Source organism: Bacillus marasmi (genome assembly GCF_902168435.1).
Lineage (GTDB): Bacteria > Bacillota > Bacilli > Bacillales > Cytobacillaceae > Bacillus_BU > Bacillus_BU marasmi.
In genome coordinates this window covers 275,818-300,786 of the sequence record NZ_LR656169.1, presented here as the reverse complement: position 1 = coordinate 300,786, position 24,969 = coordinate 275,818, and the positions used below count along the sequence as shown (strand labels likewise).

Annotated in this window: 27 protein-coding genes, 1 pseudogene and 2 riboswitches; of the genes and pseudogenes, 23 read left to right on the top strand and 5 right to left on the bottom strand. The window is 38.3% G+C overall.

Going from position 1 to position 24,969, the window contains the following annotated elements; translation table 11 throughout:
- Window positions 1-125: 125 nt before the first annotated feature.
- The 9 genes and pseudogenes from FXW34_RS10580 to FXW34_RS10540 form a co-directional block, all read left to right on the top strand.
- Window positions 126-761 (top strand): annotated as a pseudogene (locus FXW34_RS10580) (ATPase, T2SS/T4P/T4SS family); the annotation flags it as partial.
- On the top strand, window positions 754-1,782 hold the full coding sequence (gene comGB / locus FXW34_RS10575; protein ID WP_147533951.1) for a competence type IV pilus assembly protein ComGB: 1,029 nt from the start codon (window positions 754-756) through the stop codon (window positions 1,780-1,782). The pseudogene FXW34_RS10580 and the gene comGB, both read left to right, overlap by 8 nt.
- 24 nt (window positions 1,783-1,806) lie before the next feature.
- On the top strand, window positions 1,807-2,118 hold the full coding sequence (gene comGC / locus FXW34_RS10570; protein ID WP_147533950.1) for a competence type IV pilus major pilin ComGC: 312 nt from the start codon (window positions 1,807-1,809) through the stop codon (window positions 2,116-2,118).
- A gap of 4 nt (window positions 2,119-2,122) precedes the next feature.
- The gene (comGD, locus tag FXW34_RS10565; protein ID WP_147533949.1) at window positions 2,123-2,557 is read left to right on the top strand and encodes a competence type IV pilus minor pilin ComGD; all 435 of its coding nucleotides are present in this window, start codon (window positions 2,123-2,125) and stop codon (window positions 2,555-2,557) included.
- Entirely contained in the window at window positions 2,541-2,873 is a 333-nt protein-coding gene (locus FXW34_RS10560; protein ID WP_147533948.1) for a hypothetical protein, read from the top strand. Before comGD ends, FXW34_RS10560 begins: the two co-directional genes overlap by 17 nt.
- Window positions 2,821-3,294: a competence type IV pilus minor pilin ComGF gene (gene comGF, locus FXW34_RS10555; protein WP_147533947.1), complete on the top strand. Its 474-nt coding sequence runs from the start codon at window positions 2,821-2,823 to the stop codon at window positions 3,292-3,294. The genes FXW34_RS10560 and comGF overlap by 53 nt, the downstream gene beginning before the upstream one ends.
- 23 nt (window positions 3,295-3,317) lie before the next feature.
- Window positions 3,318-3,674: a competence type IV pilus minor pilin ComGG gene (gene comGG / locus FXW34_RS10550; RefSeq protein ID WP_342780707.1), complete on the top strand. Its 357-nt coding sequence runs from the start codon at window positions 3,318-3,320 to the stop codon at window positions 3,672-3,674.
- Between the two features lie 15 nt (window positions 3,675-3,689).
- Complete coding sequence (locus FXW34_RS10545) at window positions 3,690-4,184, top strand: shikimate kinase (protein WP_147533945.1); 495 nt, start codon at window positions 3,690-3,692, stop codon at window positions 4,182-4,184.
- A 53-nt stretch (window positions 4,185-4,237) separates the two neighbouring features.
- The gene (locus FXW34_RS10540; RefSeq protein WP_147533944.1) at window positions 4,238-4,417 is read left to right on the top strand and encodes a YqzE family protein; all 180 of its coding nucleotides are present in this window, start codon (window positions 4,238-4,240) and stop codon (window positions 4,415-4,417) included.
- 125 nt (window positions 4,418-4,542) lie between these two features.
- Here FXW34_RS10540 and FXW34_RS10535 read toward each other — a convergent pair whose 3' ends face one another.
- Both FXW34_RS10535 and FXW34_RS10530 read right to left on the bottom strand, forming a co-directional pair.
- Window positions 4,543-5,346, bottom strand: a complete 804-nt coding sequence (locus tag FXW34_RS10535; protein ID WP_147533943.1) for a YqhG family protein — start codon at window positions 5,344-5,346, stop codon at window positions 4,543-4,545.
- Complete coding sequence (locus FXW34_RS10530; protein ID WP_147533942.1) at window positions 5,324-7,012, bottom strand: DEAD/DEAH box helicase; 1,689 nt, start codon at window positions 7,010-7,012, stop codon at window positions 5,324-5,326. Before FXW34_RS10530 ends, FXW34_RS10535 begins: the two co-directional genes overlap by 23 nt.
- Window positions 7,013-7,183: 171 nt before the next feature.
- A riboswitch (glycine riboswitch) is annotated at window positions 7,184-7,270 on the top strand.
- 3 nt (window positions 7,271-7,273) lie between these two features.
- Window positions 7,274-7,353, top strand: a riboswitch (glycine riboswitch).
- A 117-nt stretch (window positions 7,354-7,470) separates the two neighbouring features.
- Here FXW34_RS10530 and gcvT point away from each other — a divergent pair.
- The 3 genes from gcvT to gcvPB are packed head-to-tail and all read left to right on the top strand — an operon-like array spanning window position 7,471 to window position 11,397.
- Window positions 7,471-8,577: a glycine cleavage system aminomethyltransferase GcvT gene (gcvT, locus tag FXW34_RS10525; RefSeq protein WP_147533941.1), complete on the top strand. Its 1,107-nt coding sequence runs from the start codon at window positions 7,471-7,473 to the stop codon at window positions 8,575-8,577.
- Window positions 8,578-8,600: 23 nt separating this feature from the next.
- On the top strand, window positions 8,601-9,947 hold the full coding sequence (gene gcvPA / locus FXW34_RS10520; protein ID WP_147533940.1) for an aminomethyl-transferring glycine dehydrogenase subunit GcvPA: 1,347 nt from the start codon (window positions 8,601-8,603) through the stop codon (window positions 9,945-9,947).
- Window positions 9,940-11,397, top strand: coding sequence for an aminomethyl-transferring glycine dehydrogenase subunit GcvPB (gene gcvPB / locus FXW34_RS10515; RefSeq protein WP_147533939.1), 1,458 nt, complete (start codon window positions 9,940-9,942; stop codon window positions 11,395-11,397). The genes gcvPA and gcvPB overlap by 8 nt, the downstream gene beginning before the upstream one ends.
- 137 nt (window positions 11,398-11,534) lie before the next feature.
- Here gcvPB and FXW34_RS10510 read toward each other — a convergent pair whose 3' ends face one another.
- Both FXW34_RS10510 and FXW34_RS10505 read right to left on the bottom strand, forming a co-directional pair.
- A complete protein-coding gene (locus FXW34_RS10510) occupies window positions 11,535-11,681 on the bottom strand; it encodes an FbpB family small basic protein (RefSeq protein ID WP_147533938.1) in 147 nt (48 codons plus the stop codon).
- Between the two features lie 161 nt (window positions 11,682-11,842).
- Window positions 11,843-12,226 carry a rhodanese-like domain-containing protein gene (locus FXW34_RS10505; protein ID WP_147533937.1) on the bottom strand — a complete coding sequence of 128 codons (384 nt, stop codon included), beginning with the start codon at window positions 12,224-12,226 and terminating at the stop codon, window positions 11,843-11,845.
- Window positions 12,227-12,408: 182 nt separating this feature from the next.
- On the opposite strand from FXW34_RS10505, the gene FXW34_RS10500 reads away from it, so the two are divergent.
- The 4 genes from FXW34_RS10500 to FXW34_RS10485 all read left to right on the top strand — a co-directional run bounded on the left by FXW34_RS10500 (window position 12,409) and on the right by FXW34_RS10485 (window position 18,543).
- Window positions 12,409-13,245: a lipoate--protein ligase family protein gene (locus FXW34_RS10500; RefSeq protein WP_147533936.1), complete on the top strand. Its 837-nt coding sequence runs from the start codon at window positions 12,409-12,411 to the stop codon at window positions 13,243-13,245.
- 347 nt (window positions 13,246-13,592) lie between these two features.
- The gene (locus tag FXW34_RS10495; protein WP_147533935.1) at window positions 13,593-16,157 is read left to right on the top strand and encodes a vitamin B12-dependent ribonucleotide reductase; all 2,565 of its coding nucleotides are present in this window, start codon (window positions 13,593-13,595) and stop codon (window positions 16,155-16,157) included.
- A gap of 397 nt (window positions 16,158-16,554) precedes the next feature.
- Window positions 16,555-17,580, top strand: a complete 1,026-nt coding sequence (gene splB / locus FXW34_RS10490) for a spore photoproduct lyase (protein WP_147533934.1) — start codon at window positions 16,555-16,557, stop codon at window positions 17,578-17,580.
- A 78-nt stretch (window positions 17,581-17,658) separates the two neighbouring features.
- Window positions 17,659-18,543: a patatin-like phospholipase family protein gene (locus FXW34_RS10485; RefSeq protein ID WP_147533933.1), complete on the top strand. Its 885-nt coding sequence runs from the start codon at window positions 17,659-17,661 to the stop codon at window positions 18,541-18,543.
- 25 nt (window positions 18,544-18,568) lie between these two features.
- Here FXW34_RS10485 and FXW34_RS10480 read toward each other — a convergent pair whose 3' ends face one another.
- Window positions 18,569-18,961 (bottom strand): SA1362 family protein, encoded by a 393-nt coding sequence (locus FXW34_RS10480; protein ID WP_246140968.1) that lies wholly within the window; start codon window positions 18,959-18,961, stop codon window positions 18,569-18,571.
- 459 nt (window positions 18,962-19,420) lie between these two features.
- On the opposite strand from FXW34_RS10480, the gene FXW34_RS10475 reads away from it, so the two are divergent.
- The 7 genes from FXW34_RS10475 (at window position 19,421) to FXW34_RS10440 (ending at window position 24,944) form a co-directional block, all read left to right on the top strand.
- Complete coding sequence (locus tag FXW34_RS10475) at window positions 19,421-19,936, top strand: YqhR family membrane protein (RefSeq protein WP_147533931.1); 516 nt, start codon at window positions 19,421-19,423, stop codon at window positions 19,934-19,936.
- 74 nt (window positions 19,937-20,010) lie between these two features.
- Entirely contained in the window at window positions 20,011-21,072 is a 1,062-nt protein-coding gene (locus tag FXW34_RS10470; RefSeq protein ID WP_147533930.1) for a M24 family metallopeptidase, read from the top strand.
- A gap of 23 nt (window positions 21,073-21,095) precedes the next feature.
- The gene (efp, locus tag FXW34_RS10465; protein ID WP_147533929.1) at window positions 21,096-21,653 is read left to right on the top strand and encodes an elongation factor P; all 558 of its coding nucleotides are present in this window, start codon (window positions 21,096-21,098) and stop codon (window positions 21,651-21,653) included.
- 267 nt (window positions 21,654-21,920) lie between these two features.
- Window positions 21,921-22,364 carry a PCYCGC motif-containing (lipo)protein gene (locus FXW34_RS23340; protein WP_425457423.1) on the top strand — a complete coding sequence of 148 codons (444 nt, stop codon included), beginning with the start codon at window positions 21,921-21,923 and terminating at the stop codon, window positions 22,362-22,364.
- Between the two features lie 10 nt (window positions 22,365-22,374).
- The gene (locus tag FXW34_RS10450; RefSeq protein WP_187118905.1) at window positions 22,375-23,028 is read left to right on the top strand and encodes a c-type cytochrome; all 654 of its coding nucleotides are present in this window, start codon (window positions 22,375-22,377) and stop codon (window positions 23,026-23,028) included.
- A 396-nt stretch (window positions 23,029-23,424) separates the two neighbouring features.
- Window positions 23,425-24,474 (top strand): hypothetical protein, encoded by a 1,050-nt coding sequence (locus FXW34_RS10445; RefSeq protein ID WP_147533926.1) that lies wholly within the window; start codon window positions 23,425-23,427, stop codon window positions 24,472-24,474.
- Window positions 24,475-24,488: 14 nt separating this feature from the next.
- On the top strand, window positions 24,489-24,944 hold the full coding sequence (locus tag FXW34_RS10440) for a cytochrome c maturation protein CcmE (protein WP_147533925.1): 456 nt from the start codon (window positions 24,489-24,491) through the stop codon (window positions 24,942-24,944).
- Window positions 24,945-24,969 lie beyond the last annotated feature (25 nt).

The following is a 24,969-nucleotide window of genomic DNA, read 5'->3' as shown; positions in this document are numbered from 1 at the left end:
TGATGAATTGCGGATTAGGATATGTTCTCATCCAGCTATCGCCTTTAATCTTAAACATCCTCAAGCAAGTCGGAAATGCTATATAATTCCTCGTTTTGTTTAGTTGTTTTTATGTGCCGTCCTCTACCGGCTCAGGTAAAACAACAACACTCTATTCACTTCTGAACGAAACCTCTCATTTATTTCATCGCAATGTTATTACATTAGAAGATCCCATCGAAAAACAATATGACCAGGTTCTCCAGGTACAAGTGAATGAAAAAGCCGGTGTGTCCTATACCACTGGTTTAAAGGCTATTCTCAGGCATGATCCGGATATCATTATGGTTGGGGAAATACGGGATAAAGAAACAGCGCAAATAGCGGTAAGAGCCGCGTTAACAGGCCATCTCGTATTAAGCACACTCCATACACGGAATGCAATGGGCGCAATCTATCGTTTACAGGAATTCGGGGTTAGTTGGCAAGAAATCGAACAAACTCTTGTGGCTATAACAGCCCAAAGATTGGTGGAGCTAAAATGTCCGTTTTGTCAGGATGATTGCTCCCCGTATTGCTTTTCATCCGGGCGATGGAAGCGTGCAAATATTATGGAGCTTTTGAGTGGGAAGGCTTTGAGGGCTGTAATGATGGATGTAAGTGGAAAAAAGAAATGTCCAAATATCCCTTATCGGACATTGAGGGACTATATGGTGAAGGGAATTGCATTGGGTTTTATTAAGGAGAATGAGTACAATCGTTGGGTGTATCAGGATGAATAAGAAATGGAGTAACGGGCAACAGGCATTGTTTTTGCAACGAACCGGTGAACTACTTTCTCATGGCTTTTCACTTTCTGAAGCCATCGAAAGCTTAGCTTATTATTTTCCAGATGAAAATAAGGCAGCAATTGATTACTGTATATTTCAATTAAAGGAGGGGTATCCGTTTCATCAAATCTTAACGAATCTTAAGTTTAATCGAAGTTTAGTCGGCTACGTTTATTTTGCTGAACAGCATGGGGATTTAGCCCAAGCACTTCTTGATGGAAGTAGCTTTATGTTTAAACGTAATCAGGATGTAAAACGATTTTTGAAAATGTTAAATTATCCGGTTGTGCTAATGGTAATCACCGGGCTATTGTTCTTTTTTGTTGAAAGTGTGTTACTACCGCGTTTTACCGCCATGTTTGAGTCAATGAATCTTCCGCCAAATATTTTCTCAAAACTGATTCTTCAATTCAGTAATTTATTTCCTTATTTCCTTTATGCAGTGTTAGTTATATTACTCCTTATTTTTTTATATTATTATGTTCACTTCCGTAAGTTTTCGGTTTATGAAAGAAGGAGTAAAATTGTTAAGCTCCCGTTCGTAGGTTCGTTTTGTAAACTTTGGTTTACCCAATATTTTGCTGTCCAATTGAGCTATTTGTTATCGGGAGGATTATCTGTATTAGAGGCGTTACGAATGTTTGAGGATTATCAGCAGCAACCATTTTATGCAAGTGTTTGTAGAGAGTTGCGGAGTAACTTATCAAAAGGAGATAGGCTTGAGGACATTCTGGCTAAGCACACAGTATTTGAAGCGGAATTGGCCTTGATTGTAAAACATGGGCAGGAAAGCGGAAAGTTACCACAAGAGCTTGCTTTCTATAGCAAGCATTGTATTAAATACTTAGAAATAAAAACGGAAAATGTATTAAAAATTGTCCAGCCCTGCTTATATGTGGGAATTGGCTTGGTTGTTGTCGCGTTGTATTTAGCGATCATGCTACCAATGTTTCATATGCTAAAAGGTTTATAAAAATTTTTTAATGGAGGCGTCACAATGAAGAATGAAAAAGGTTTTACGTTAATTGAAATGATGATTGTCTTGTTAATTATCTCTGTGTTGTTGATCATTACGATTCCTAATATCGCGAATCACAGTGCCAATATCGATAAAAAAGGCTGCGAGGCTTATATCAAGATGGTCGAAGCCCAGGTTCAGGCCTATAAAATGGAAAATAACAAATATCCAACGGACCTTGCTGAGTTAGAATCTGGTGGATATTTAAAAGGAGATAAAACAGCTTGTTCAGCAGATGTCACGATTACGATCGGAGCAAATGGTGAGGTCATTACTGATCCTGAGCTATAAAAGCATGAATGAAAAAGGTTTTACATTAACAGAAACTTTATTTGTTTTCTCTATCTTCCTAATCATTGCTTCCATTACACTCATAAATTTGAAGCCCCAGTCCACCTATTTCACAAAGCAATTGTTCTTTTCTCAATTCAAATCCGATTTATTTTACGCACAGCAATATGCCATCTCACATCAAACAGTCATTAGGGTCAATATTATTTCGGATAGAAATTATTACTACATTCGTGAAAAATTTGATGGCCAGCTTGTTCTCGAGAGGGAATTTCCAATGGATGTCAAAGTTACTCCAGGATCAATGCCACTTTATTTTGAAATATCAGCAAATGGAAATCTCAATTATTTTGGAACATATTTCATTACCATTGGCACGGACAAATATCGGATGGTGTTCTTGATTGGAAGTGGACGAGTATATGTTGAGAAGGAATGAAGGATATTTTTTTGCAGAATTGCTTTTGTCATTATCAACTTGGCTTGTGATTACTAGTACGTTACTTCCTTTTGTATATTTTGTATGGAATCAGGCGTCTCAGCTTTCTTTAGACAATGTAGCCACACATCTGCTCTATGATGAATTAGAACGTGGTATTGATGAGGGAGTTACAACCGGAAGCAGAACCGTGCAGGTGAATGGAACAAATTTTGAAATTATTTGGAAAGAGGGGACGCCACTATTAGAGGTGTGTGTGAAATATGAAGATAAAAACACCACTGTTTTTCAAAAATGTCGCAGTCCGGAACAATAATAAGGGCTTCACACTTGTTGAAATGCTTGTGGCATTTTCAATTTTTAGTATCATAATCGGTTTATTACCTATGCTGATATCAACATTAAGCCGAGAACAGCCGCTTGAAAGAAGGGTACAGCGACTGGAATGGGAGGTTTTTATTAGTCAAATAAAAAAGGAAATCAGGATGAGTCAAAAAGTGACAATCAACAATCAAAGCTTACTGCTCGAAAAAGATGGTTCGATTATTATTTATGAAAAGTATGGCACAAATCTTCGGAGACGTGTGGATTACAAAGGACACGAAATTATATTGCAGCAGGTCCGTGCTTTTCAATTCCAACGTCTTTTAAACGGTGTGTTAGTTCAGGTTACTGATACTTACGGTCATGATTATCGGGAGGAAATTCGCCTGATACTAAGAGATGTGGTGTTTTAAAAGTGCTAAATCAACATGGATTTATGTATCCACTGTCACTCTGTATGCTGTTGTTGACTTCGACTTTTTTGTTAATTTACACTGAGCAATATTTGGCGGAGAAAAGAATGTTGAAGGAAGCCGAAACAGTGTTAAAAACGGAGTATTACTTTTTATACTGTGCAAGAAAGCTTGAGGTCAAGCTCCAAACTGAGGAGCCTAATATGTCTGGTGGTGAGTTTCTGCTACAGGATGGTGTCGTGAATTATGTAAAAGAGGATACGGGAGCAACGCTCAAAATGACCTTTAACTTAACTTTGAGCACGGGTGAAAAGGCAATCGGGATTGCATACTATAACAAAAATACAAAAAAGATGGTAAAATGGGTGGAAAAGAAGTGAACAGGGGATAGAATAGTGCAAGCGATTTATTTAATCGGATTAATGGGAGCAGGGAAAACAACAGTTGGTAAGGAATTGGCTGCTGAGTTAGGTATTTCGGTCATCGATATGGATGCTGAAATTGTGAAGCAGCAAGGAACTACCATCAATGATATTTTTGCTGTGAAAGGTGAGTCTTTTTTTCGGAGCTTGGAGGCAAAGCTAATTAAAGAGCTTCCACTAGAGAACGTCATTATTACGACTGGTGGTGGAATCATCTTAAATGAGGCGAATCAAGAGTGGATGAAGGAACATGGTTTTGTTGTTTATTTAGATGCAAATCCTGATGAAATACTTGAAAGATTGCAAAATGATCAGTCAAGACCATTGCTAAAAGAGGATAAGCGAACAGCACTTTATGATCTGTATAACGAGCGACTTCCACTTTATGAAGCAAGTTGTCATATAAAGGTTGATACAACTAGTAAGGATGTAACTACCATCGTAAAAGAAATCATTGCTCGGTTTTGAGTAGAGAAAATTGGACATACTGTTAGCGGAAGTAGATAACGGAGGAATGTCCTATGAAGACAAATGATTATGTTAAATATATTACCCAAACCTTTGTAAAATATATCGACCAACCGAAGGATGTTCGAAAAAAACATAAGACTGATCGTAAGGGAACAAAGGAACCATTTCTATATCACTGGTTTGGGGTAATTCCTTACGCTCTATATACCATGTTCAAACGGAAGCGCTAGCTATCGCGCATAGGGGCTCGGGGGCACAAGCCCCTGAACAAGGCGCTTCCGCTATCCTTGGAGACTCGCCATTCGGCTGGTCTCCATTTTATTAACATGAAAGAAATTTTAGTTGTATTTTTTAATTAATTTTTTAGCCCAATTGCTTTTTCAGTTAAATAAAATAAACCTCCGTTCACAATTGAAACATTGATTTTTGGTTCGTATTGTTCTTGCAGAGCTTGTTTCTCTGTTTCAAACGCTTCTTTATTTTCAACATCCTCATAAAAATGCTCAAGTAAGTCTAAATCTTGTTTCCAGCGTGTTCTTGCTTCATCTGCCCAATTGTGATTGTCAGAATCCACCATTTTTCTTATATACTGTTCAATTCGATTAATTCCGCTTTTGGGCATGACTAACGGTGATAGCGTAAACGAATAATCCGGAATCTTCGGCGTTAACGACAATTTTAATAGTAATTGATGGAAATCGGTGACCATCATACCGTTAATCAGTTGTAGACCAATTGATTGGAAGATATCTCGTTTTCGATCACATTGATAGGAAATCTTAATATTTAAACCAAGCCATGGATATAATGCGGTATTTTGTCCACTCGAAAGGTTGTGATCCTCGTATAAGCGGATGTAACCGGCTAAACTTTTGGTTGATTTAAAGATTTGATGAAGGCGCGGTGAACCGAAGTGAATATTTTCTCCCTTCAAATCCTTTGGGGCTAACTGAGTATTGGTAATGAAAGTAAGCTTCATTGGATTCGGTGTTCCGCCCGTTTTTTCAAGATAGTGCCAATAAAACGGACGGTTCATTAATGCTTTATCAAGCTCCTTCGTCAGCTGAATCACCATGTAGCCACGATTGTTTTCAAGTATTTCGCATTGGTTGGATTGGAAATATTTTTCTAAAAAATTATGAATTTCCTGCTGCTGCACTCATGTCACCTTCTTTCATCTGTTGGGCAAATTGAATCATGGAAGTCAAATTTTCCATTTTGATGCGCATTTCTCCTTCAGAGGAGGAGTGGCCAAAAATATCGACTAAATGCTCTTCGAAATTTCCAAACTCTAATTTTGTTAATATATCGTCTAATTCTCCTATTACCTTTTCGAAAAGGTGGATTTTTTCATATAGGAGTTTTAATATATGCTCTTCGAGAGTATCCTTTGTCGCAAAATTATAAATCATGACATCCTTTTCCTGTCCAAGCCGATGAATCCGTCCAATCCTTTGCTCGAGCCTCATCGGATTCCACGGAAGGTCAAAGTTGATAATATGATTGCAGAATTGAAGGTTAATCCCTTCTCCACCAGCTTCTGTAGCGATTAGTACTTGCGCGTTTTTTTGGAATAACTCACGCATCCAGTCCTTCTTACCACGCTTAAAGCCGCCCCGAAATGGAACAGAGGTAATGCCATATTGCCTTAAAAACCATTGGAGGTATAACTGCGTGGCGCGATATTCAGTAAAAATAATCACTTTGTCATTGATTGATTGAATTAGTTCAAGCGCCTTTTGGGCTTTAGAATTGGTTTGGACTGCATTAACTTTTTCAATCAGTCTCTGTATCGTTTCAGAAAAATACGATGAAGGTTCCTCTTGTTTAGCAAGCATGTTTTTTAGCGTCAGATAAACGGCTTCACGGCTGCTGCAGGCTTCACGCTGCAGGGTCATTAAGGAAAACTGGCTTTTTGTGAGCCAATCACCTTCTGTGCGTAGTTCTAAAATCGAGTTGTATAAATCCCGTTCGGCTTCTGTAAGGTCAATTGGAATCGTTTCAACATGCCGCTTCGTCCACTCGATTCCGGTATCAGCTCGTCGATTGCGAATCATAACCTTGTTAACAAGTTCTTTTAAATGCTGATCATCGTTGACGGAGCGGCTGTCTCGCTTATACTTTTCATAAAAGGCCGATTCGTTCCCTAAATGTCCAGGTTTTAACAAGGAAACTAAATTAAAGATTTCTTCAATTCGATTCTGAATCGGAGTTGCAGTTAGCAATAAACAAAATTTCTTTTTCAAATTTTGAACAAATTCATAGTTTCTTGTTTTATTATTTTTTAGCTTATGTGCCTCATCAATAATAACTAGATCGTAATTCTGTTCAAAAATAATTTCACGATGCGGACTTCGTTTTGCGGTATCAATGGATGATACAACCACATCATACTGTTCCCAAACATAGCTTTTTCGCTGCGAAACAGCCGGGATATAGAACTTAGAATTGAGCTCTTGTACCCATTGCGTCACCAATGAGGCTGGTACAAGAATTAATACCTTCTTAACTAAACCACGAATCATGTATTCCTTTAAAATTAATCCAGCTTCAATTGTTTTCCCAAGTCCAACTTCATCAGCCAAAATCGCTTTACCGTTCATATTTTCTACTACCTGTTTTGCGACTTCGAGCTGATGTGGTAATGGTGTTAAGTCAGACAGATGCTTTGGAGCCTGCAACCCTTCGAATTCAGGAATGATGGTGTGTGCTTCCACTTCAACAGCTAGTTTAAATAACTCCCAATTTGCCCATGGACCATCAGTTCCCATCCTTTGTAAAAATTCATCCTTCCAGGAGGAATCAAAATTTATTTGCACCGACATTGTTTACAGCTCCTTTTTTAATCTATATATTGCTCATTTAAGCCAATAAATGGTAGGATGAAAATATATAATAAAGTTTTACATTTTTACATATTAATTAATCTAGAAATTGGTTTTTCAAAATGTTTTTGGGTATTATGATACCCAAATGCGAAAAAATAATTAATGTGGATGATTATATGGGGAGAGACTACATATGTAGCGCCGAAGGAGCAAGCAAAATGCGAATCTCTCAGGCAAAAGAACTCATATAGGACACAGCTCTGGAGAGTGCTCTAATTATTGAGCCACCAAAGGGGAAAGCCGTTTTTTTAGGTAAACTTTCAGGTGCCAGGACAGAGACCACCCGTTTGAACAACGGGAGGTGTCTGTCCTTTTTTGTTTTCTCATAAAAGGCCGGCTTTAACAAAAGATAATCAAGTTGGTAAGACGAAAAAACTTTCTTGAGGAGGAACGTAATGACACAGTTGAAACGGACACCTATTTTTGAGGTTTATAAGCAATATGGTGCAAAAACAATTGATTTTGGTGGTTGGGAGCTACCTGTCCAATTTTCTAGTATAAAAGAAGAACACCATGCTGTGAGAACAGCTGCTGGGTTGTTTGATGTGTCACATATGGGTGAAATTGAAGTAACAGGACATGACAGCCTAAAATTTTTGCAAAAGATGATGACGAATGATGTCTCAAAGGTTACTAATGGTGCGGCACAATATACAGCGATGTGTTATGAAAATGGTGGCACAGTTGATGATTTGCTGATTTACAAACTAGCAGAAAAGCATTTTTTGCTAGTTGTAAACGCTTCAAATATCGATAAAGACTTCAAATGGTTGAACGACCATATAGAAGGTGACGTAAAACTGGTTAATTTGTCTGCACAAACCGCTCAGCTTGCTTTGCAAGGTCCTATGGCTGAACAAGTTCTCCAAAAGCTATGTCCTGATTTTAGCTTAGCTGAAATTGGCTCATATAGATTTCAAGGCGATGTACAGCTTAGTGGTGTAAAAGCATTAGTGTCAAGAACAGGCTATACCGGTGAAAATGGATTTGAAATATACTGTGATTCAGCGAAGGCTATTAAGCTATGGAATGATATTTTAGCAGCTGGCAAGGAGGAGGGGGTCGTCCCCTGTGGGCTAGGTGCAAGGGACACTTTAAGGTTTGAAGCCATGCTCGCATTATATGGTCAGGAGCTGTCCCCGGAAATTTCGCCGCTCGAAGCAGGAATCGGTTTCGCTGTTAAGGTGAATAAGGAAGAGGATTTCATCGGAAAAGCTGTGCTGAAAAGTCAGCGGGAACAAGGAGTAACTCGTAAACTTGTCGGGATCGAAATGATTGACCGAGGTATTCCTAGACATGGGTATCCTGTTTACAAGGATAATGTGAAAATTGGCTTCATAACGACTGGAACTCAATCTCCAACTTTAAAAAGAAATATTGGATTGGCGTTATTAAATGTAGAGCATACAGGCATGGACAATGAAGTAGACATAGAAATTCGCGGAAAACGCTTAAAGGCTAAAATTGTGGCTACACCTTTTTATAAAAGTGCATCGAAGTAATGATTTTTTAAGGAGGAAAAGGGATGAAGCATCGCTACTTACCAATGACAGAACAAGACCAAACCGAAATGCTCGCAGCTATTGGCGTTAATTCGATTGATGAGTTGTTCAGTGATATTCCTGAATCAATCCGCTTTAAGGGAGACTATCAGCTAAAACCTCACTTATCAGAATCGTCATTATTAAAAGAAATGACGCGAATGGCAGGAAGGAATGCCGACCTAAAAACACATTCATCTTTTTTAGGAGCTGGCGTGTATGATCATTACATTCCCACCATTGTCGACCATGTAATATCACGCTCTGAGTTTTATACAGCATATACACCATATCAGCCAGAAATATCTCAAGGTGAACTGCAAGCAATCTTTGAATTTCAGACAATGATTTGCGAATTAACTGGGATGGAAGTAGCCAATTCCTCAATGTATGACGGGGGAACGGCATTGGCGGAGGCGGCAATGTTAGCTGCTGGTCAAACCCGACGTAAAAAGGTGCTGGTTTCAAGGGCTGTGCACCCTGAAGCAAAGGATGTGCTCCGTACCTATGCGAGGGGACAGAATATCGAGATAGTTGAAATACCTTATCACAATGGTGTAACCGATATGACTGAGCTTGACGAATTAATTGATGATGAAGTTGCAGCGGTCATTGTTCAGTATCCTAATTTTTTCGGAAGCATCGAGCCCTTAAAGGAAATTGAACCAATTGTCCACGCTCATAAAGCGATGTTTGTCGTGTCTAGTAACCCACTTGCATTAGGTGCACTAACACCACCTGGTAAGTTTGGTGCTGATATCGTAGTGGGTGATGCACAGCCTTTTGGTATTCCGACAGCGTTTGGAGGTCCGCATTGTGGCTTTTTTGCTGTGACAAACAAGTTGATGCGTAAAGTTCCGGGCCGGCTTGTTGGGCAAACTGTTGATGAAAAGGGGCGTCGTGGCTTTGTGCTGACGCTGCAGGCTCGAGAGCAGCATATTCGTCGCGACAAGGCTACTTCCAATATTTGTTCAAACCAAGCGTTAAATGCCCTAGCAGCTTCTGTTGCGATGACTGCATTAGGTAAACAAGGGGTTAAAGAAATGGCGCTTGCCAACATCCAAAAAGCCCATTACGCTAAGCAAGCCTTTGCTAACGCAAGCTTTGAATTGATTTTTAACGGCCCCGCCTTTAATGAATTCGTTATTAAGCTGAATCATCCGATAAAGGATATCAATCAGAGCTTACTAGCAAAAGGGGTTATCGGTGGTTATGATCTCGGTCGCGACTTTCCTGAACTTACTCAGCATATGTTAATTGCTATTACAGAATTGCGTACAAAAACCGAGATAGATGAGTTTGTAAAGGAAATGGGGGATTACCGTGCATAAACAAGATCAAGCACTCATTTTTGAAAGTAGTAAACCAGGTAGAATTGGTTATAGTTTGCCGGAAATGGATATCCCCGAAGTGAATGTGAATGAATTGATTCCACAGGGTTATTTACGAGAAGAACCCGCAGAACTGCCAGAAGTCTCAGAGCTTGATATCATTCGTCATTATACAGCGTTATCAAAGCGCAATCACGGCTTGGATTCTGGATTTTATCCGCTTGGCTCCTGTACGATGAAATACAATCCAAAAATCAATGAATCAGTTGCCCGATTAAACGGATTTGCCCACCTCCATCCGCTTCAGGATGAAAGCTCGGTGCAAGGTGCATTAGAACTAATGTATGATTTACAGGAGCATCTAAAGGAAATTACCGGAATGGATGAAGTGACCTTGCAGCCTGCAGCAGGAGCTCATGGAGAATGGACTGGATTAATGCTAATCCGCGCCTTTCATGAGGCAAATGGCGATGCCGCGCGAACGAAGGTCATCGTTCCAGATTCGGCACATGGTACAAATCCAGCCTCAGCATCAGTCGCAGGCTTTGAAACCATCACGGTGAAATCTAATGATCGCGGACTTGTAGATTTGGCGGATTTAAAACGAGTTGTTGGTGGGGATACAGCGGCGCTCATGCTGACGAATCCGAATACGCTTGGATTATTTGAGGAAAACATAGTAGAAATGGCTGAAATCGTTCATGGAGCCGGAGGTAAGCTTTATTACGATGGAGCAAACCTTAATGCTGTACTTTCGAAAGCTCGTCCAGGTGATATGGGCTTTGATGTTGTCCATTTGAATCTGCATAAGACGTTCACTGGTCCGCACGGTGGCGGTGGACCAGGATCTGGTCCAGTGGGTGTAAAAGCAGAGCTTATCCCTTTTTTACCAAAGCCAGTTATTGCAAAAAATGGAGAAGAATATATCTTGGACTACAATCGACCACAGTCAATCGGTCGGGTTAAGCCGTATTATGGAAACTTTGGAATTAATGTCCGAGCCTACGCTTATATTCGATCAATGGGGGCCATTGGTTTAAAATCCGTGACAGAATACGCTGTCCTAAATGCTAATTATATGATGAGACGTCTCTCGGAGCATTATGATTTACCTTTTGATAAGCATTGTAAGCATGAATTTGTTTTAAGCGGAAGAAGACAGAAAAAACTTGGAGTTAGGACTTTGGATATTGCGAAACGCTTGCTGGATTTTGGCTATCATCCGCCTACTATTTATTTTCCGTTGAATGTTGAGGAATGCATCATGATTGAACCAACGGAGACGGAATCAAAAGAAACACTTGATGCATTTATCGAAGTAATGATAAAGATTGCTAAGGAAGCAGAGGAGTGTCCAGAAATTGTTCAGGAGGCCCCGTACACCACAGTGGTAGGTCGTTTGGACGAAGCGCTTGCAGCCCGAAAGCCAGTGCTAAGGTATCAAAAGTAAATTGAGCGCTTAATAAAAAGCCAGTTAGCAGATTAAATTCGCGACTGGCTTTTTGCTATTGTTTTATCATAAATTCTCCCAATTATAAAAAGCACTTTCAAATATGACTTTTTAGAAAATGCTTTTTAACGGTTTTGTTAATTTGATTGGCTATCAAACATGTCTTTTACATGTCGATCTTCAATTTTTCTTTCAATACGATCCATTTCATATGAATTGTTTTTTATTTCAAGTCGATTTTGAATAATGAGCTGTTGAAAATTTTTACGTACTTTTCTTTTCATTGTTCATCACCTCCCTATATGCAAAGTATAGCAAAATAATTGACTTTTTGAATAACGTAAATATTACGAAAAATCAAACATTATCGAATATTGTAGAATTTACTGATAATTTACCTTAAAAAATGAAATTTTGCAAATAAAAAAGGCTGATCGTTGTCGAATCAGCCTTTTGCTTTAATTTTACCAGACCATTTCTTGAAGCCACCTTGTAGATGGGAAAGGTCCTTGTAACCTTTTTTATATAATAATTGTGCAGCACGACCACTGCGTGTTCCACTTTGGCAATACAGATAGACCGGTTTATCCGGACGAATTTCCTTTAGGCGCATTTTTAACTGCGATAATGGAATATTTCGTGCGCCAAGGATGTGGCCTGCATCAAACTCGTTTGGTTCGCGAACATCGATTAATTGTGCTTTTCTGTATCCGGCACGAAAGTCTTCTTCAGTTAGTGCTTTAACAATTTTTCGTTGATAGAGCCAAGTGATCACAGAGTAAATAAGGAAGGCTCCAATCAAAATCAATAGGAAATAAAGTGTATCCAATGCTTCTGCTCCTTTCAAGCTTTCATAAGCCATATATTATTATATAGTTGTGAGTGTAATGTAGTAAAGAAAATCGCTAAAAAACTTAGTGGAAATTGTCCAATCTCGCAAAGTTTTGTGAAGGGACATAAATTTGATACACTGATATAACGGTGGTTATTTAATATAAAGGTGATGTTTAGATGGAAAAAACAGTCTGGGGTTTCATTGATTCAGGAGATTGTTCTCCAGCATTTAATATGGCAATGGATGAAGCGCTACTAACCTGGCATAGTGAAGGAATAATTCCGCCCATCATCCGATTTTACGGCTGGAATCCAGCTAGTCTGTCAATTGGCTATTTTCAAAAGGTTGAACGTGAAATAAATATGGAAGCTGTTAATCAATATGGTCTTGGTTTTGTTCGTCGCCCAACCGGTGGACGGGGGGTTCTTCATGAACATGAGCTCACTTATAGCGTGATTGTTAAGGAGGACTATCCAAATATTCCAAAAAGCGTAACAGAAGCATACCGCTTTATTTCAGAAGGCATATTAAGAGGATTTCATTTACTAGGCTTAGAGGCTGATTTTGCTGTTCCACGCAGTGAGTTAGAAAAGGAAGCATTAAAAAATCCTCGTTCAGCTGTTTGTTTTGATGCTCCGAGCTGGTATGAATTAGTTGTTGGAGGGCGGAAGGTAGCTGGAAGTGCTCAAACCCGGCAAAAGGATGTTATCCTTCAACATGGTTCGATTTTATTAGACCTCGATGAAGACAAATTATTCTCTCTTTTCCAGTATCCCAATGATAGAGTTAAAGAGCGGATGCAGCTTGCTTTTAAAAATAAAGCTGTGGCGATAAACGACATTAGTCGACGACCGATTACATTAGATGAGGCAAAGGCAGCATTTAAGAAAGGCTTTTCAGAAGGATTAAATATCAGTCTTAAGCCATATGAATTAACGCCGGAGCAGCTTGAAAACGTACATAAACTAGCGGAAACAAGGTATGAAAGCAAAGAATGGAATTATATGAGGTGATGTAAGAGAAAAGCGGATACTGCTTTTTTTGTTTGCACGTTAATTTTCTGACAACAATTTGTGCAACACCGAAATTTTGTTGAAATTTTATGTTTTTTGCAGATAATCGGTGCATATCTCTTTTATTCTCGTAAAACTAGAATTTTTTAGGTTTGACAAAATAATGGTTTTTTGAATTAAACACAATATGTAGTGGTGTCGAAAATAAAAATAACACTATATATTGAATTCGTTTGTTAGTTGTGATAACTTTAGTTTGAATTAAAAAACAGCTAGATTTCCAGACAAATCTAAGATATTTTTTAATAGCAGACTAAGTAGAACTATTTTTTGAAGGAGATGTGATCATGTCTGTTGTGCTACCAAAAAAAATGAATATGAACATTGAGAGACTGAACGAGGATATCCGATTATTTCCGGCAGTTCACCCTATTACCCCGGATATGCACTTAACGCATAAGGGAGTATCAAGGCTAGTAATGCTTGATCGGTACACGTTTAAAGATACAGAAAAAATTACCCTCACAGCAGGAGACTTCGTCGTTCTCACCATTAAGGAAGATCCAAAATTCCCGGCACGCGGACTTGGTTTCATTCTAGATATTGATTGGGAAAAGAAAACAGCTCAAGTTTTAGTAGATGAAGAATTCCGTGGCGTACTCGATGACCCGGAGGAAGCTTCTACTGGTGTGATTAGACGTCCACTTGATGTAATCGAAAAGCCGCTTGAGATTTACTATGAGCAAATTGCGAAGCGTAATGCGACTGGACTTGCATCTGTTGAAACAACGGAAGAAAAGCGTCAAGAATGGTTCGATAAGTTTTACCAAGAGCTCGTAAACCTAAACTTCATTCCAGCTGGTCGCGTATTGTACGGTGCAGGTGCAGGAACTGAAGTAACCTTCTTTAATTGCTACGTAATGCCGTTTGTACCGGATTCTCGTGAAGGAATCTCTGAACACCGCAAACAGGTCATGGAAATCATGAGCCGCGGTGGTGGTGTTGGAACGAATGGTTCTACATTACGCCCACGCAACACACTTGCAAAAGGCGTAAACGGCAAATCATCTGGATCAGTGTCCTGGTTGGATGACATTGCAAAATTGACTCATCTTGTTGAGCAGGGTGGATCAAGACGTGGCGCACAGATGATTATGCAAGCGGACTGGCATCCTGATATCATTGAATTCATCATTTCGAAAATGCAAAACCCAAGAATTTTGCGTTTCTTGATTGAAAATACAAATGAAGAAGCAATAAAAAAAATAGCAAAAGATAAGCTAAAATTCACTCCATTAACCGAGCAAGAAAAAGCAATGTACCAAAGCATCATCAATTATAAAAACATCCCTGGCTTTGGTGGCTTTAGTTTAGAAATTATTGCTGATGCTGAGGAAAAGCTAAGTGAAGGTGGAACGTACAGCGTTCATAATTCTGAATTCTTAACTGGAGCAAATATTTCTGTTACTTTAACAAAAGAATTCATGGAAGCCGTTGAAAAAGACGGAGATTATGAGCTTCGTTTCCCAGATGTTGAAAGTTATGATGCTGAAGGAATGAAAATCTACAACGAAGAGTGGCACAAAGTTGGGGATGTTCGTGAGTGGGAGAAACTTGGTTACAAGGTTCGCACTTACAAAAAGATTAAAGCCAAAGAACTTTGGAATTTGATCAATATTTGTGCAACATACTCAGCAGAGCCTGGAATTTTCTTTATTGATAATGCAAACGACATGACCAACGCTCAAGCATACGGTCAAAAGGTTGTTGCAACAAATCCGTGTGGTGAGCAACCCCTTGCTCCTTATTCAGTCTGCAACCTTGCAGCAGTTAACCTTGCTGAGATGGCTGATAAAGAAACAAAAACTGTTAACTACGAAAAATTAAAACGCACGGTAGAAGTTGGTGTTCGTATGCAAGATAACGTTATTGAAGCGACGCCATACTTCCTTGATGAGAATAAGACGCAAGCTTTAAGCGAACGCCGTGTTGGCCTTGGTGTTATGGGCTTACATGACTTATTAATCTATTGTGAAACTGAATATGGTTCAGAAGACGGAAACAAGCTTGTTGACAAAGTGTTCGAAACAATCGCCACAACTGCTTACCGAACTTCTGTAGAATTAGCAAAAGAGAAAGGAAGCTTCCCATATTTAGTCGGTAATACAGATGAAGACACCAATCGTCTTCGTGAAGCCTTCATAAACACAGGATTCATGAAAAAAATGCCTGAAGATGTTCGTGAATCGATTTTAGAGCATGGAATTCGAAATTCACACTTACTGACTGTTGCTCCTACAGGATCCACTGGGACAATGGTTGGGGTATCAACAGGATTGGAACCATATTTTTCTTTTTCTTATTACCGCAGCGGTCGATTAGGTAAATTTATTGAGGTTAAAGCAGATATTGTCCAAGAATATTTAGATAAACATCCAGAAGCGGACCCAGATAACTTACCAAATTGGTTTGTAACAGCAATGGAACTTGCACCTGAAGCCCATGCTGATGTGCAATGTATCATTCAACGCTGGATTGACTCATCTATCAGTAAAACGGTTAATGCACCAAAAGGATATAGCGTTGAGCAAGTTGAAAAGGTGTATGAGCGTCTTTACAAAGGTGGCGCTAAAGGTGGTACCGTTTATGTAGATGGTTCACGTGATAGCCAAGTATTAACTTTAAAAGCTGAAGAAAACAGTTTCGAAGAATCAAAAGAAATGTTAAAAACAAAAGCTAAACACCAACATGTTGTCCTTGTTGATACGGTAATTGAACTCCGTAAAACAAACGTGACAATTGGCTCGGAAGTTGGCAACACTTGCCCGGTTTGTCGTAAAGGAACAGTTGAAGAAATGGGCGGTTGCAACACATGTACGAACTGTGGCGCTCAATTGAAATGCGGTCTATAATTTGATTAAACTAGGGGAGGGAACAATGTTTCCTCCTCTTTATAATGTCTTGTTTATGTTTACTGGTTCAATCGAGATAATCGTACCATCTAGTTAATAATAAAACCATTTAGGGTAACGATTAGAAGCTAATCGCACCATCTAGCGTGGAATTATTCAGGCTAGATGTATCGAATAAGCACTAATCGCACCACCTAGCTGCCGAAAAAACGGCCTAGGTGGTGTGAATAACTCAATAATTCATCATTTCAGATTTATCTCTAACTAAATATCCATAACCTTCCATCCTACGTGAATCACTTCAAAAAGGTAAAATTTCCCCACAGCTAATTTCACATCTTTTGCCCATACTACAAACATAAAAAATGCAACTCAAACGAAAAGAGGGCATACATCAATGGAACCATTCATCCCACAACTCGTATTTATCGAACCCCAAGCACTAGAATACCCGCTCGGCAGAGAATTGAAACAAAAGTTCACCGACATGGGGATTGAAATCAGAGAAACGACATCCCACAACCAGGTTAGGGGCATTCCTGGGGACAATGAACTTCAGCAATACCGAAACGCTAAATCTACCCTTGTCGTTGGCATAAGAAGAACACTAAAATTTGATACATCAAAGCCCTCAGCTGAATACGCGATTCCATTAGCAACAGGCTGCATGGGTCACTGCCATTACTGTTATTTGCAAACAACCTTAGGTAGTAAGCCATACATCCGTACGTACGTCAATTTGGATGAAATCTTTGCCCAAGCCCAAAAATATATTGATGAAAGGAAACCGGAAATTACCCGGTTTGAGGCTGCTTGTACATCAGATATTGTGGGACTTGATCATTTAACCCATTCGCTCAAAAAAACGATTGAATTTATCGGTGGAACCGAGCTTGGTCGATTGCGATTTGTGACAAAATTCCATCATGTCGACCACCTATTGGATGCGAAACACAATGGCAAAACCCGTTTTCGCTTTAGTGTTAATTCACGATATGTCATTAATAATTTTGAACCTGCAACCTCTACCTTTGACGAAAGGCTCGAGGGAGCCAAAAAGGTGGCAAATGCCGGCTATCCACTCGGTTTTATTGTTGCGCCTATTTACATGCATGACGGGTGGCAGGAGGGCTATTTTGAATTGTTTGAACGACTTAACCATGCCCTAGAAGGTGTCGACATACCGGACTTAACCTTTGAACTCATACAGCATCGCTTTACAAAACCAGCAAAAAAAGTGATTGAAAAGAGATATCCAAAAACGAAGCTTGAAATGGATGAAGAGAAGCGAAAATATAAATGGGGGAGATATGGAATTGGAAAATATGTATATCCAACGGACGAGGCACAGGACTTAGAGCAAAGTATCCGTGGTTATATCTTAAAATTTTTTCCTAATGCAAAAATTGAATATTTTACTTAATTAACATGTACACCGTACTATTTTTATTAAAAGCCGCTTAAAGATGTAACAAGGAAGTACATCGATAGGGGGACTTTTATGTTCATAGACGGTGTTTTTTCTGGTGGTGGAATCAAAGGATTTGCGTTGGTAGGTGCACTCGAAGAGGTAGAGAAGCAGGGGTTAGTTTTCAAACGAGTAGCCGGAACGAGTGCTGGTTCGATCATTGCTGCATTAGTGGCTGCAGGGTATTCTAGTCAACAGATTTACAAACTTTTTGAAGAATTGGATTTAAAAATGTTTATGGATACTGGAAAAAGTCTGATTCCTTTCGGTTTGTTAAAGTGGTTCCTTTTCTTTTGGAGAATGGGATTATATAAAGGCAATCAATTAGAGAAGTGGCTTACTGAAGTACTTGCTCAAAAGGGCTTGAGAACCTTCGCGGATTTGCCCCCCAAAACTCTGCGGGTCATTGCCTCAGATTTAACAAATGGTCAAATGCTTATTTTGCCTGATGATTTGCCGAAATATGGAGTGAATCCAGATACTTTTCCTATTGCTAGAGCAATTAGGATGAGTTGTGGTATTCCTTACTTTTTTGAGCCGGTAAAACTCAAGACTAGCAATGGGGTTAATGTCATTGTCGATGGTGGAGTTTTGAGTAATTTTCCTATGTGGTTGTTTGACCAAGAACACGTATCAAAGCGAAGACCAGTTCTCGGAATTAAATTAACCAGTAACATTAGTGAGTTGCAAAAAAATAATGTTAATAATCCAATAAATTTGCTTGAAGCCTTATTTGAAACCATGATGACGGCTCATGATGCAAGATATATTTCTAGAAAAATAGTCAAAGATATTATATTTATACCAACTGAGGGTATATCCGGAATAAAATTTGAACTTTCGAAAAAAGAAAAGGAGAAACTGATGGAGCTTGGTCGAGAAAGTGCAGCAACCTTTTTAAAAAAGTGGAGCTATTAATAAATAGGCAAAAAAAAAATCGAGGTCAAAAAGAGGCTCGATTTTTTTTATTTTTCCCTTTTTTTCCATCGATTACTGTTAAATGTGCATTCGAATGTTTTTTTGGTCGAATATTTTTTTTGATGGTAGTAATGGCAGATGAAGTACGGCGCGGACTCATCCCTACATCCTTATGGTTTAATCTCTTTTTAGATTGCTTTGCAGCTTTAACAAACGCCCGCTGCTCCCGCTTCTCAGGGTTAGAATGGTAAAACCTTTTAACGATAAAATAAACTACAACACCCACGACTAGGATGACAGCTATACCTTTAATAAATCCGGTTGGATTGGAAATGTAACTACTTGCTACACCGATTGCTGCCAAAATGACGAGTCCTAACACAATAATAAATGAAGTTTGATTTTTCAAGAAAGCCACCTCCCTAAGAGCATAATAAGCATAATTTACCAATTTTAAACCAAGTTGACATATACTTTATTTTATTTCTTCGGAAACATTCGTGTTTTTAAGTTGCATTCTCTCTCTAACAGCCTTTATCTGCACGTGTAAGTGTCAGAAAATTGAAACGAATAAACAGACAGTCATGCATCCAAAGAAATGATGCTGGATTAAATTGAATAATTTTAAACAATGGTATTAATTAATTTATGCTGGGGGTTTAAAAAAGGCACCCATTAATTGGATCACAATCGAAATCTTTTCTGTAAAAAGGAAAAACATTTCCTACTCTATTTTATTCTACTAAAAAACCGATAAAACCTCTACGGTGGAAGAAATTCTTTTTTAAAAATTATTGGAAACTTAATTTATTAATTTTTTTCTCTGTTGCAATGGATTAAATCCATGTGGACATAATAGTTAATGGAGGTGTTGAAAATGGCAGAAGATCAAGCAAAATTGGAGCAATCACAACGTGAAAAGCCATTATCTTTTTTTGCCATGGTGATGACCATTGGTTTTGTCGGAGGGCTGATATGGAGCACGCTCGCCTACTTTGCATACTTATTTAATTTTACTGAGATTAGACCGAATGTGATAATTGAACCATGGACTATTGGGGCATGGAAGGAACAGTGGCTCGGAACAGTCATTTCGATCATTTTATATGGTGTTATTTCGATTGGAGCTGCAATCCTGTATTACTCGACGTTAAAAAAATTCAATAACATGTTTGTGGGATTGATTTACGGGATATTGTTGTTTTTGCTCGTGTTCCTTGTGCTAAATCCTATTTTTCCAGGAATTAGTCCATTTACTGAATTGTCCAGGATGACAATCATTACATCCGTCTGTTTATATATCTTATATGGAGTTTTTGTAGGTTATTCCATTTCTTATGAGGAAAATGAAATTCGGAATGTTGAAAGACAGAAAAATGAAGTGAAAAGCTAAATTCACATCGTAGTTTATTGAATATGTTAGAATAGATTTACGTTCAGATTTGCATGAAAGGGAGAGGAAGTCCATTGGATAAACTAAACAAATTACGTTCGCATTTTGAAAATCTGGGGATTGATGCACTACTGATTACAAGTTCCTATAATCGCCGTTATATGTCCAATTTTACCGGAACTGCTGGTGTAGTTTTGATAACTGCGGAGGCTGCGTTATTTATTACAGATTTCCGTTATATTGAACAAGCAACGAATCAATGCGAAGGCTTCACGATAATTAAACACGGCCCATCTTTAATTGCGGAAATTGCAAGCCAAACTGAGCGTTTAGGAATAAAGAAGCTTGGATTTGAACAAGATTACGTTTCGTTTTCTACATATAGCGAGTATAAGGCAGCAATAAAGGCTGATTTGGTTCCGATTTCAGGAATAATTGAAAAGTTGCGCTTGATTAAGACTGAATCAGAGATTAAGATATTAAAGGAAGCTGCCGATATTGCTGATGCAGCATTTAAACACATATTGGATTTCATTCGCCCAGGTCTTACAGAGCTTGAGGTGTCAAATGAATTAGAGTTCTTTATGAGAGCAGCAGGTGCAACCTCTTCTTCTTTTGATACGATTGTCGCTAGTGGACATCGTTCTGCTTTGCCACATGGTGTCGCAAGCGATAAAGTAATCGAAAAAGGAGATATGATTACACTTGATTATGGTGCATATTACAAAGGGTATGTATCTGATATCACCCGAACTATTTCTTGTGGTGAACCTGATCCTAAATTAAAAGAGATTTATAACATTGTATATGAAGCTCAAATGCGTGGGGTTGAGGGAATCAAGCCGGGGATGACTGGAAAAGAAGCAGATGCTTTAACGCGGAATTACATAACCGAAAAGGGCTACGGTGAATATTTTGGTCATTCGACAGGACATGGAATTGGACTTGAGGTTCATGAGGGACCAGCACTGTCCTTTAGGTCCGACCTTAAGCTTGTCCCAGGTATGGTGGTTACGGTTGAACCTGGTATATATATTCCTGGACTTGGTGGGGTACGGATTGAAGATGACATCGTGATAACAAATAATCATAATGAACTGCTTACGCACTCTACAAAAGAACTAATGATTCTTTAATTGAATTTAGGAGGATTTTTCGCATGATTTCTGTTAATGATTTTCGTACTGGTTTAACTATTGAGGTTGATGGGAGCATTTGGCGTGTTATGGATTTCCAACACGTAAAGCCTGGTAAGGGAGCAGCGTTTGTTCGTTCTAAGCTTCGGAATTTAAGAAACGGTGCTATCCAAGAAAAAACATTTCGAGCGGGAGAAAAAGTAGCAAAAGCACAAATTGATAACCGCAGAATGCAGTATCTTTACGCTAGCGGCGATCAACACGTATTCATGGATAATGAGTCATACGAACAAATCGAATTGCCAGGAAATACAATTGAGTATGAATTGAAGTATTTAAAAGAAAATATGGAAGTATCCATCATGATGTATCATGGTGAGACTCTAGGTGTAGAACTTCCGAATACAGTTGAACTAGAAGTAACGGAAACAGAGCCAGGTATTAAAGGAGATACAGCTTCAGGTGGAACAAAGCCTGCGACTGTTGAAACGGGTCTTATTGTTCAGGTTCCATTCTTTGTTAACCAAGGTGATCGCTTGATTATCAATACTACAGATGGAAGCTACGTGTCACGCGCATAGTTGATTTATTCAATTAAAATCCTTCAGTGGTTTAAAACCATTGGAGGTTTTTTTTATCTAAATTTAGGATGTGTTATGTAATACCGCTCATTATTACTTTTTTAAAATAAAAGTTTATGTTTGTGATTAAATTATATTAGAAAATTTTTGTGTCTTTGGTATATTTCTTCACTAAATAGTAATAATTAAAATGATTTTAGTAAGTTTTGTGTTGTTAAAATATCATTGTATTTGCATCGGATATCATATTACTTGAGGAGGACAACTGTGAATCGACTCACTTTTTTAATGTTAATTGGAATTGTGTCGATGTTCGTGTTGGTAGGCTGTGGGAAGGATGAAAAGCTTACACTCGATTCGAAGCACAAGGAATTACCTAACTACGTAACAAATACATCTGAGTTAATTCAAGAAACGTATATCATGGCAGCAACTTATCCGGAAGTATTGGCATCTGTTCCATGTTATTGCGGCTGTTACGGTACTGATGGTCACGTTAGTAATCTAGACTGTTTTGTTGATGAACTCGATAAGAACAGCGCAGTTGTTGAATGGGATCAAATGGGGATTGCTTGAGATGTTTGTGTAGACATCGCCCGTGAGGCGGTAGAGATGAACAAGAATGGAAAAAGCTTAAAGGATATTAATAGCTATATTATTAAGAAATATGAAGATTTTGGTGAACCAACACCTACTCCTACACCTAAGTAAGGGGAATGATATGAAAAAAATCTTAATTGGCGTTTATATTTTAGTCACGGTTGGGATAATCATTATTATTAGCAATAGCAGTTTATTAACCAAAAAAGATCATAAGGCAATTGAGGCTGGGGAACGGATTTATCAACAGCAATGCTTTGCCTGTCATGGTGATAACGGAAAAGGATCTGGTGCAAAAGAAGGAACTGCAATTAACAATCAGCACTTTCTGAATACATATTCTGACAAGGATCTATACAATCAGGTGAAATATGGAAGAGAAGGTACTGTCATGCCAGCATATGGGTCAAATCTAAGTGAAGAAGATTTGAACAATGTAGTTGCATTTATGAGAAATTGGCAAAAGAAATCAATTGAACTCGAGGCTCCCGCTAAAATTAGTGGTGACCCTGAAAATGGGAAGAAACATTACGAGTTATTCTGTGCAACCTGTCATGGGATTGACGGTGCTGGAAAGAAGAAGATGGGAACTGTTTTAATAAGTCCGCAGAAATTACAATATACAACTGATCAGCAGATGTGGATAAGTACAGCATATGGTCGCGAAGACACCAGAATGGCGGCATCGCTTGAAGGTGCAGATGGAATCAGACAGCTTAGTGAACAAGAAATAAGTGATATTATTAGTTACATTAGAACCCTTCCAAGTAAATAACAAACAAAAAGAGCTGACGTCATTACGTTAGCTTTTTTGTTTGTTATATAAAGCTTAGTAGGATGTTGATAATTTACCACTTTGAATTAATTATTTTTTCTAAAATCATTTGTTATAAAATATTCGAAAATCACCCGTGATTACAGTGATTTATTATATTAATATTCCTTTTGTGGTCCTTAGAACAAATCTTACTTTTGATAATGTTTTATGGAAAAATAAGTTATCAATATAGTAAATGTGAATATTTCTTGATTTTTTTTTGACAAAAACCTTAAGTTTTATGTTTTTAACAAAATGTTCACCTGAGCATCGACGCAAAACATCAAGAAAAGATTATAGTCTTTCTAAGGGGATTATAGTAAAAACAGATTTGTTTTCACGAGGAGGAGTAAAATGCTTAAGAGATTAGCATCATTTGTCATTACTGTATTACTATTAACGGCTTTCATCCCAAGTGCAAGTGCTGCGGAAGGGTTTCCAACTGAGAAATTCCCATATAAAGAAATGCAAATCCAGGTTATGCCAGAGTTTGATTACCCTGAGAAATGGCCAGAGGATCAAGCGTCTTTATTACTAGGGTATTATGGAACCTTTACAAATAACACAGGTGCGGATTACAACGGGGAGATTGAATTTCCGGCACCGGTAAGTGATAAAAATTTTGAAATTTATTTAGTGGCAGAATTTCCAAATGAGAAAGATCCAGAAGTACAACGTCCGTTTGAAATTAACAAAGAAAAAGGTGTTGTAACCTGGAAGCCACAAGAACCAATTAAAAATGGTAAAACATACAGCTTCGTTGTTGAATACTACACAAGTGCAATTCAAGTAGCTGATACAAAAAAGTTTGACTTTAAATATGAAAATCTGGCCGATACAGAAGTGTTAGATATCATCGTTTATGCCCCATTAAAGTCAAAGGACTTTAAAGTTGAACCAGCTGCGACAAGTACATCAGATAGTGAATACGCCGAAAAGCTTCATATTTATCAATTCAAAAATAAGAAGCAAGGCGAAGCAGTGAATATTGCTGCGACGTATGTTAAAAAAGACAATACTTCAACTTTGAAAACGGTTAGCGAACAAACTCCGCCTAATGATGAAAATCATAGTGGTGTAGACGGTAAATCCGCAACTGATCAAGTATTGAATAATAACAAATCTGAGCAGCCTATCATCGGTACAAGTGGAGCAATCATTATTGGTATTTCCGTTATCATTGCCGGTGTATTTGTATTTTTAGGTCTAAAAGGTAATAGCAGAAGCACAAAATCTTCTGGACCAAAAAGTAAAAACAACATTAAAAAACCAACTGTAGGAAAGCCTGCGCAAAAGGTAAATAAAAAAGATGCAACAGAAAATAAAAAGAAGCTAAGAGCAAAATTAATCAATGGGGAAATTGATGAAGAAACGTACGAAAAAGAAATAGAAAAATTGGGGTAAAGGGGAAAAGAAAAATGAAAAAAAATACAATTGTCATGATTGGTGGCTTTATTATTGCTGGTGCGATTATTTTCCTTCTTATGGCTGCAACACCTGGTTCAAGTGGAGTTGAGCTTAAAATGGACGAGCTTCTTAAGAACCAGGAAAAATACCAAGATGGTTATTTTGTAACGGTTGAGGGATTACTAATAGAAGATTCTATCAAATGGGACGCTGACAAAATTGAACTAAAATTTGATGTAAAAGACAACGATGGCAATGTGATGCATGTTATTCACAATGGTGTAAAACCTGATAACTTCTCTGAAGGGGTTATCACCATTTTACAAGGTGCGCCAACTGAGAAGGACACATTTGTTGCAGAAACTGTGAAAACTCGCTGTCCATCAAAATATGAAGGTCAGGATATGGAAAACTATGACCCAGATACACACAAAGAAAAATTAGATCAGCCTTCCAGCGAAGAATAATAGGCCAAGAAAAGAAGGTGACGTA